Genomic DNA, 8,950 nt, shown 5'->3' with positions numbered 1-8,950 from the left:
GTCAAGCTGGCCCCGCTTCACTCTAGTCTCTTTCCCCCTTGGGAGACGCGCTGTCATGGCTATTCGGTCGCGTGAAATGAAAGACTTGGGAACGCAAGTGGCGGAGCAGCTTGCGGCGGAGCTGCTTGCGGGCCGGTGGGGGCCGGGTGACCTGCTTCCCAAGGAAACGGAATTGTGCGAGCGCTTTAGGATGAGCCGCCCGTCCGTTCGCTCTGGTCTGCAGATGCTGACCTCCCTTGGAATCGTCCGCCGGGTTTCCGGCCATGGCACGGTGGTGGAGGCGTTCGAGGATTGGAATCTGCTCGATCCGTTGATGACCCAATGGATGGCGCAGCATGACACGCCAAATCCACGGTTTCTGTCTGATATCTTTGCCTTTCGCCATGCGGTCGAACCCTATGTCTCGGCCATGGCCGCCCGCGCTGCGACGGCCCGAGACCTGTTGGCGATGGAAGAGGCGTTTATCGGCATGGAGGCCACCGTACGATCCGATGTGCCCAATTTGGCCGATAGCCAGGGCAAGACCTATAGCGATTATGACGTTGAATTCCATGCGGCGATTTATCGCGCGACCCACAACATCATCTGGACCCGAATGGCGCACATTCTGCGGCCCGCGATTCTTTTGGTGGTCAGGACGTCGAATGCGACGGCGGAGGAATTACGCGACAGTCTGGAGCGCCACCGCCATCTGATGGAGTGCATTCGCCTTCGCCGCGCGGAGGAGACCTTCGAAGCGGCGTTGGGCGTGATGGCACGAACCGCCTATGACCTCGGTCTGGAAAAGATGGCCTCCGAGGACGCTGATTTGCTTGCCAAATGGAAAGGCCAGGTCGGCCCGATGGGGCCTTTGGGAAACAAAAATCCCAGGGATTAATTGGGCAGCCCCCCCCTGTGGATCGGTAAGAGGTTCCTACTATGAAAATCACCAAACTGACGACCTGGCAGGTTCCGCCCCGCTGGTTGTTCCTGAAGATCGAGACCGACGAAGGGGTGTCCGGTTGGGGGGAGCCGGTCATCGAAGGCCGGGCCGCCACGGTCGAGGCTGCGGTCCATGAATTCTCTGATTATCTGATCGGCAAGGATCCCAGCCGGATTGAGGATATCTGGGCGACCCTGTACCGCTCCGGCTTCTATCGCGGCGGTCCCATTTTGATGAGCGCCATTGCCGGTATCGACCAAGCCCTGTGGGACATCAAGGGCAAGGCCCTGGGCGTGCCCGTCCATGCGCTTTTGGGCGGACGGGTCCGGGATAAGATGCGCATGTACTGTTGGCTTGGCGGGGATCGCCCTGCGGACATCGGCCCCCAAGCCGAGGCGATGGTCGCCAAGGGCTTCACGGCCTTCAAGATGAACGGCACCCCCGAACTGCAAATCGTCGACAGTCACGGCAAAATTGACGATGCCGTGGCCCGGGTGGCCGAGGCCCGGGCGGCCGTTGGTCCTGATGTGGGGATCGCGATCGACTTCCACGGTCGGGTTCATCGCCCCATGGCCAAGGCCCTGCTGCGGGAACTGGAGCCCTACCACCCGCTGTTCGTGGAGGAGCCCGTCCTGCCCGAGCACTTACCGTGTCTGCCCCAATTGACGGCGGGTTTGGGCTATCCCATAGCCACCGGCGAGCGGCTGTTTACCCGGTACGCCTTCCGCGATCTGCTGGAAGCCCGCTGTGTCGATATCGTCCAGCCGGACCTGTCCCATTGCGGTGGGATTACGGAGGGTCGGAAGATCGCCACCCTTGCGGAAACCTATGATGTGGCGCTGGCGCCCCATTGCCCGCTCGGCCCGCTGACCCTGGCCGCATCGCTGCATCTGGATGCGGTCAGTCACAATGCCTTCATCCAGGAACAGAGCATGGGCATCCACTACAACACGAATAACGATGTGTTGGATTACATCGTGGATCCCGCGCCTCTGGCCATCGTTGATGGCTATACGACCATTCCGTCTGGTCCGGGGCTGGGCGTGGAGATCAACGAGGCCTATGTCATCGAACGGGCCAAGGAAGGGCACCGCTGGAGGAATCCCGTCTGGCGCCATGAGGATGGCAGTATTGCAGAATGGTAAATCAAATGCCTTCGAGGAGTCCCCAAGTGCGACCCAATGAACCCATCACGATCCTCGAGTCCTCCAATCCCTACCGCGAGTGCATCCAGGGGCTCGCCAACGAGCCCATCACCGTTGTCCGCCTGCTCCAGGATGCCCGGGCGGAGCTGCCGACGGATAGTCCCCTTGCGGTTCTGGACGACGTCACCCAGCCGGAGGTGATCGCCCGACTGACCGCCAACCGCCCCCGGGTGGCGATCATCGCGGGGTCGCCGGATCATCCGGCCCATCTGCTCGACCGGCTCCATACCCTGATGGCGGCGGCGCGGATCTGGCAGAAGGGCGGCGTGCCCTTCACCTTCTCGGTTCCGGTCATCTGTGACGGGACGGCTCAGAACAATATCGGCCAAAGCTACAGCTTGGCCTCGCGCAATGACACCGCGCGTGCGGTAAACATCAACTTCGAGGGCCATTCCTACCACGCGGCCTATGTGCTGTCGGGCTGCGACAAAAGCCCCAGTGCCATTCTTTCGGGGTTGGCCGCAGCCGAAGTGGCGCGCCGCCATCGGGGAGACCGGGCACCGGTCTGGGCGGTCTTTGCTCCGGAACACGTTCTGAAAGGCGGTAAGGTTCCCGCCGAAACCCGCAAGGAATTGGAGGCGATCGCCGACAAGGCCCATGCGGCGGGTCATGGCGACCTGGGCGAGGATATCGAGGGCAATCTGGAGTACATCCTCCAATGTTCCTCGGACGAAGCTTTTGCCGGGCAACTGAAGCGTGCGGTGAACCTGGGGCTGATCGAGGGCGAGACCGAACGGCGCCTCCTCGACTCCCTGGCCGCCCATACCTGTGACAGCCATGGGGGAGTCTGCGCCTTCAACGGGACGGGCAATTCCTCTCGCACCATGGTCGCCGCCCTGGGCTTGACGCCGCCCGAGTTGGAATTGCTGACCACCCTGCCGGGGGATGAGGCCGTCAGCCGGGGAGTCGATGCCCTGTTCGATCTGTTCAACCGGCCCGAATTCAGCCTCTGCTCCCTTCTCAAGGCGAATTTCGCCAACTTGGTGCGCATCCACGGGGCGACGGGGTCGTCGAGCAACATCCTCCTCCACCTGCCCTGTATCATGCGGCATGCCGGGTTCGACGTGACCATCGCCGACTATCAGGCGGTGCGCGATGCCACGCCCGTTCCGGAAATCCTTGCCCATAGCCTGACGGAGAACCGGGATACCTTCGTCCTGGCCCAGCAGTTCCAGGCGGGGCAAAATCGGGGGATGGAGAGCCTGTATCGGATCCTTTCCGATCTGGGAGTTCCTATGGATATGGAGGCGCTGACGGTCACCGGCGGCAGTTGGCGGGATCGGACGGCGGACCTGACCACACCCGTTGATCCGGCGCTCGGCGACCGCTCGGTCATTCGGGACAAGCCCATCCGTGCCCTGTCTGGCGTGGAGATCCTGACCGGGAGTTTCCTGGACAGTTGCGCGGTGAAAGTCTCGGGCATGTCCGACGCACAATACGGCCATTTCGACGACCATGTTTTCATCGTCCGCTACTACAATGACGAACACGCCTGTAACGCCGACTTTGCCTCCAATGATCTGATCGAGCGTCTGGCCGCCACGCCGGGTCTGGATGCGGAGCTGATCCGGGTGGTCGCCGCCCGGAATGGCGGAGGGGATCTTGCGGAGATGGATTTCAAGGCCTTGTTGGAGCACCAACGCCTCTGTTTCGCCTTTGTCATTGGCGGACAGGGACCCAAGGCCTATGGCATGCCCGAGATGTTTTCTCCCAGTCAGAATCTGCGACACCACCGGATCCTTGAAGCCTCCTCAATCCTGCTGTCCGACGGGCGCTATTCCGGAGTGACCAAAGGGGCCTGCATCGGCCATGTGACCCCGGAAGCCTATGACGGGGGCGGGATCGGTGCCCTTCGGGACGGGGATATTCTCCGTTTGCGACTGAGTGACCGGCGGTTGGACCTTCTGGACCGGGCGGCCCTGCTGACGGGTGAGGACCTGCCGACCGATCCCACCACCGACCCAAGCCGGGAGGAAATGCGGGCTGACCGTCAGGCCCGCATGGAAGTTCGCCGCCTGGATATCGCCGCCTGTAATGTAATGGATCTGGTGTCCGATGCCGCCCGGGGGGTTGTGCCCCGGCTGGTCGACCAGCGGGCCACCCTCCCTTGGAAGGACTAGTCCCATGACCGACATGTTCGACGCCATTATGGGGGACATGCCCCTCGTGGCCATTCTCCGGGGCGTCACCCCCGATACCATTCTGCCCATCGCTGACGCTCTGGTCGAGGCGGGGTTCCGCTTGATCGAGGTTCCCCTCAACTCGCCGGAGCCCTTGACCAGCATCGAGCGGCTCGCGGCCTGGTGCCCGGACGGGGTGATGGTCGGGGCCGGAACCGTTCTGACAGCAGAGCAGGTCCGTCAGGTTGCCGATGTGGGGGGAACGTTGGCCATTTCTCCGGACACCGATGCGGAGGTCGTCGCCGCCTCCGCCGAGGCGGGGTTGATCCCCTTGCCTGGATTCCTGACCCCGTCGGAGGCGTTTGCAGCCCTGCGCAATGGAGCGAGGGGCCTGAAGCTCTTTCCTGCCTCGCGGATGGGTCCGGGATACCTGAAGGATATCCGCACGGTTCTGCCCAAGGGGACAGTGGTCATGCCGGTGGGCGGGATCAATCTATCGGTCATGGCCGACTGGCGGGCGGCGGGGGCGGGGGGCTTCGGCTTTGGCTCCAACCTTTATGTCCCCGGACGGTCGGCTGAGGAAGTCGGCGCCATCGCCCGGGATCTGGTTGCCGAATGGCGACGTTTGCGCGCCGGGGAGCCCCCCCTGTGACAGCCCCGCGGCTCATCATTATTGACTGGGGAACCACGTCTTTTCGGGCTTGGCTGATGGATGGCGTCACGGGCGCCATCCTGGAGCATATCCCCAGTGGGGTGGGGATGCGGGAGCTGTCGGGGTCCTCCTTCCGGGATTACTGTGCGGAGCGGCTTGCGCCTTGGCGCTCCACGGCGCCGCTGGCTCCTATCTACATGGTTGGCATGGTCGGTGCGGCCTCCGGATGGACGGAGGCGCCCCAGCCTCCTCTTCCGGTTGACGCGGCGGCTTTGGCCGCGTCGATCATTGCCGCACCGGGCCTGGACAATGCCTGGATTCTTGCCGGCGTGCGTGTGGATACCCGCGCGCCGGATCGGGTCGACGTGATGCGGGGCGAGGAAACCCAGATCATTGGTGCGCTCTCCCTGACGGAGCGCACCAATGCGGTGGTCTGTCTCCCTGGCACCCATTCCAAATGGGCCAGGGTCAGCGGTGGCGTGATTGAGGATTTTACCACCTGTATGACCGGGGAACTCCACAAGGCCCTGATGACCCATACGATCTTGGGCCTGGGATGCCAGCCTGCGGTGTCAGGGCCTGCCCATCCGGGGCCGACCTTCGCCCAGGGTTTAGCGGAATCCGACGGGGAAGGCAGCCTGCTCTCCCTGGTGTTTTCCGCAAGGGCGCGCCGCCTGTATCGTGATCTCGCTGCGGACGGGGTGTCCGATTTCCTGTCTGGTCTTCTGATCGGAACGGAGCTTTTGGACGTCCGCTCCCGGGGGTTCATTGCCCCCGCTCCCGAAGTGCTTCTGGTGGGAGAGGCGGTCCTGTCCCTCCGGTATGCCATGGCCTTTGAGGCGCGCGGTATCGTCCCCGTGCCCGTGTCGCCTGCGGCTGCGACCCAGCGGGGGGTTCTGGAGCTGGGCCGCTTGCGTGGAGCGGACAAGTAAATTGAACAGGCTGTGGAAAAAGTCCGCGACCTGTCCAAAGTCGTCATTTCCGTGCAGGCGCTAAGGGATGCACGTTTCTCGAGTTCACTGTGGCGCGGGCATAACGTTTTGTTTTTACTCGTCATTCCCGCGAACGCGGGAATCCAGGGTGGGAAGAACCAGCGGCGGCGATTGACGCATCCTGACGCGCTATGCGCCAATACCAGAGAAATCAACCCTGGATGCCCGTTTTCACGGGCATGACGAAATAAAAATGATCAGCCATAAATAAAAAATATGTGCATCCCTTAGCGCTTTCGTCGGGGACGACGGAAAAAGGGGTTTTCCGTACCCAGCTAGACCAAATCCGCCAGGGTTTCCAATTGATCGGCCTCCGCCGCTGGTTTGTGCCAACCGATCCGCTTGATCAAAGGAAAGCGCAGGGCTAACCCTGCCTTGTGACGGGGTGAGGGATAGACCCTGTCGAAGGTGACTTCCAACACGAGGCTAGGGGCCACGACGCGGACCGGGCCGAACCGCTCCCGAGCGTGCTCGCGGATCCATTGGGTCAGGCGTTTCGTCTCTTCTTCCTTGAAACGGGGGGTGGCCTTGCCCAGGGGGACCAAGTCCGCTCCCTTCCAGACGCCAAAGGTCAACGCGAAGGGGGCGGTCGGCTGCCCACCCAATCCGGGCCCACCTTGTCCCTGGTGGACGTACATCAGGACACACTGGGCGGAAAGGGGATCCGGCTTGGCCGAGATCCAACCTCCTTTGGCCTGCGCACCGACATAGGGGCTCTCCCAGCGCTTGAGCATCAGGCCGTTGGCCCCCGCTGTCCTGGCCTCGGCCCGCAAGTGGTCCAAGGCTGCCCAATCGGCCAGCTCCACCAGGGGGGAGAGGTCCAGGTGGGGGTGGGGGCTGCGGCCATACCAGTCTTCCAGGCGGGCGCGTCGGAGGCGGAAGGGCAGGGGACGCAGATCCTCCGGCCCATCGACCAGCATGTCGTACAGGCGCATATGGGCCGGGGCCTTGCCCATTGTTGCCTTTGACACCGTTTTGCGGGTGAGTCGCTTCTGGAGGTCGGTGAAGGGCGCGGGCTCGCCCTCTGGTGTCAGCACCAGCAATTGGCCATCCAGAACCCCCTGGAAATCGATAGGCCTCACCACATCAGGGAACTGCGCCGTGATTTCCTCCCCGCCCTGGGAAAAGAGACGCGTCTCCCGGCCCGCACAGACCAATTGGACCCTGAGGCCGTCCCATTTCCATTCTGCGGCATAGTCCGAGAGGGTCAGGTTTGCCCGGTCCGCCTCCTCCAGGGGCTGGGCCAGCATGAAGGGGCGGAAGACGGTCTGGCCAGTTACGTCCGGCGCTACCCCTCCGGCGGCCCAGGCGAACAGGGCCGGGTAGGGGGGCTTTTGTGAGAACCAGCGTTCCTCCACCGCTGCCAAGTCCAGTCCGGCCCAACGGGCGAAGGCAGTTCGGGCCACTTGGGCCGAGACGCACACCCGCAAGCTTCCCGTCATCAGCTTGAGCAAGGCCCAGCGGCCGGTGGCGTCGAGCCCGTCCAACCAGCCCGCCAGCACGGTCGGGATCCGCTCCCGGGGATGCAGGCGGGGGGTCTCCACCACGTCGGTCAGGGAGGGAGGCGGAGGAAGGGCCTCAGCGTCGGGCCAGAGCAGGGCCACGGTTTCAGCAAGATCGCCCACATAGTCGTAACTCAATGCGAAAAGCTGCGCGTCCATCCGCTCCAGGATCAGGGCCTTGGCTGTGCCCGCTTTCAGGCGCGGGAGATCCAGGTCTCCGCTCAAGACCGCCAGCCCCCACCCCCTGTCCGGATCGGGGGTGGTATCCAGATATCGGCCAATCAGGGCCTCTTTGGCGTCCTGTCCTGGCGTGGTGGACAGGCGGTCGAGCAGGGTAGCGAAGGCCTTCATGGTGGGGGCTCTCCGTCTTCTTCTTCTCTCTCCCTCTCCCTCTCCCTCTCCCCATAGCCAATCAGCGAGAGGGCCTTGGCCTCCTTTCCCATGAGCTTGGCTTGCCGGACCAGGGCGTCTTCCCGACCGTGGGTGACCCAGATACGCGGGGAGCCCACGTCAGATAGGGTCATGACCAACTCGTCCCAATCGGCGTGGTCGCTGACGATCAAGGGTAGTTCCACATCCCTGCTCCGTCCCCGAGACCGCCCCCGGACACGCATCCAGCCCGACGCCATGGCGACCAGAGGATCGGCGAAGGAATGGCTCCCCAGGGTGCCGGGCGGGCGGATGACCAGGGAGCCGGCCAGCCGCTCCCCGTCCGGCACCGGACGGAGGTCCCCCAAGGGGACGCCTTGGTCCTCGTACAGGGTGCAGATCTTGGCCACGGCTCCATGGACATAAAGGGGCGCGTCATACCCCGCCGCCCGGAGCAGCGCGATCATCCGTTGCGCCTTGCCCAGGGAGTAGGCGCCGAGCAGGAGGGTGCGCTCCGGAAAAAGGGTCAGGGCCTCCAGAACCTTGGCCAGTTCCAAGGCCGGATCCGGATGGCGGAAGACGGGCAGGGCGAAGGTGGCCTCGGTGACGAAGACATCACAGGGGACGACCTCGAAGGGGGCGCAGGTGGGATCGGCTCGCCGCTTGAAGTCGCCGGAGACCACAACCCGGGCGCCTTTGTAGTCCATCAACACCTGGGCGCTGCCCAACACATGGCCCGCCGGATGGAGGGAGACGGACACGCCGCCCAGGGACACCGTTTCTCCGGGCGCGAGCACCTGGGCACCTGTGACCCGACCCAGGCGGGTTTCCATGATCGCCAGGGTTTCCCGGGTGGCGAGCACCGCCTTGTGACCTGCTCTGGCGTGATCGGCATGGCCATGGGTGACCACGGCCCGGTCCACAGGCCGGGTGGGATCCACATAGAAGTCTCCGACCGGGCAATAGAGCCCCCTCGGGGTGACGCGGAGCCACTGTTCAGGATCGGCCTGCATGGACTTTGTTCCTGTTTTGATCTTTCCCTGTAAGGACGATATACTCCTCTTCGATGAAAAAGAGAACCCGTCGGGGCTTTGCCCCGTCCCCCACTGGGGCCGAAAGGCCCCAGACCCCAAGCTTTTTTTTTTAAAAGAAAAATAGGGGTTTGGGGGCATCGCCCCCAAATGGGCT

7 protein-coding genes are annotated in these 8,950 nt (G+C 63.6%); 5 read left to right on the top strand and 2 right to left on the bottom strand.

Annotated features, from left to right (window positions below; genetic code table 11):
* Positions 1–55 precede the first annotated feature (55 nt).
* From ACLIRY_RS24675 to ACLIRY_RS24655, 5 genes are read left to right on the top strand one after another with little or no spacing between them, the layout of a single operon-like run.
* Positions 56–877 (top strand): FadR/GntR family transcriptional regulator, encoded by an 822-nt coding sequence (locus ACLIRY_RS24675; protein WP_413208088.1) that lies wholly within the window; start codon positions 56–58, stop codon positions 875–877.
* A gap of 41 nt (positions 878–918) precedes the next feature.
* Positions 919–2,067, top strand: a complete 1,149-nt coding sequence (gene dgoD, locus ACLIRY_RS24670; RefSeq protein ID WP_413208087.1) for a galactonate dehydratase — start codon at positions 919–921, stop codon at positions 2,065–2,067.
* Between the two features lie 26 nt (positions 2,068–2,093).
* Complete coding sequence (locus ACLIRY_RS24665) at positions 2,094–4,247, top strand: dihydroxy-acid dehydratase (RefSeq protein ID WP_413208086.1); 2,154 nt, start codon at positions 2,094–2,096, stop codon at positions 4,245–4,247.
* A gap of 4 nt (positions 4,248–4,251) precedes the next feature.
* Positions 4,252–4,899, top strand: coding sequence for a 2-dehydro-3-deoxy-6-phosphogalactonate aldolase (locus tag ACLIRY_RS24660; protein ID WP_413208085.1), 648 nt, complete (start codon positions 4,252–4,254; stop codon positions 4,897–4,899).
* Positions 4,896–5,831, top strand: coding sequence for a 2-dehydro-3-deoxygalactonokinase (locus ACLIRY_RS24655; RefSeq protein WP_413208084.1), 936 nt, complete (start codon positions 4,896–4,898; stop codon positions 5,829–5,831). Before ACLIRY_RS24660 ends, ACLIRY_RS24655 begins: the two co-directional genes overlap by 4 nt.
* A gap of 335 nt (positions 5,832–6,166) precedes the next feature.
* Here the strand turns inward: ACLIRY_RS24655 and ACLIRY_RS24650 are convergent, their stop codons facing one another.
* Together ACLIRY_RS24650 and ACLIRY_RS24645 are read right to left on the bottom strand one after the other, a co-directional pair.
* Positions 6,167–7,744, bottom strand: a complete 1,578-nt coding sequence (locus ACLIRY_RS24650) for a cisplatin damage response ATP-dependent DNA ligase (RefSeq protein ID WP_413208083.1) — start codon at positions 7,742–7,744, stop codon at positions 6,167–6,169.
* Positions 7,741–8,775 (bottom strand): ligase-associated DNA damage response exonuclease, encoded by a 1,035-nt coding sequence (locus ACLIRY_RS24645; protein ID WP_413208082.1) that lies wholly within the window; start codon positions 8,773–8,775, stop codon positions 7,741–7,743. The genes ACLIRY_RS24650 and ACLIRY_RS24645 overlap by 4 nt, the downstream gene beginning before the upstream one ends.
* Positions 8,776–8,950 lie beyond the last annotated feature (175 nt).

The sequence above is a fragment of the Rhodospirillum sp. A1_3_36 genome (assembly GCF_047263945.1).
GTDB lineage: Bacteria > Pseudomonadota > Alphaproteobacteria > Rhodospirillales > Rhodospirillaceae > Rhodospirillum.
The sequence above is the reverse complement of the archived record's forward strand: the minus strand, read 5'-3'. Positions and strand labels throughout refer to the sequence as shown.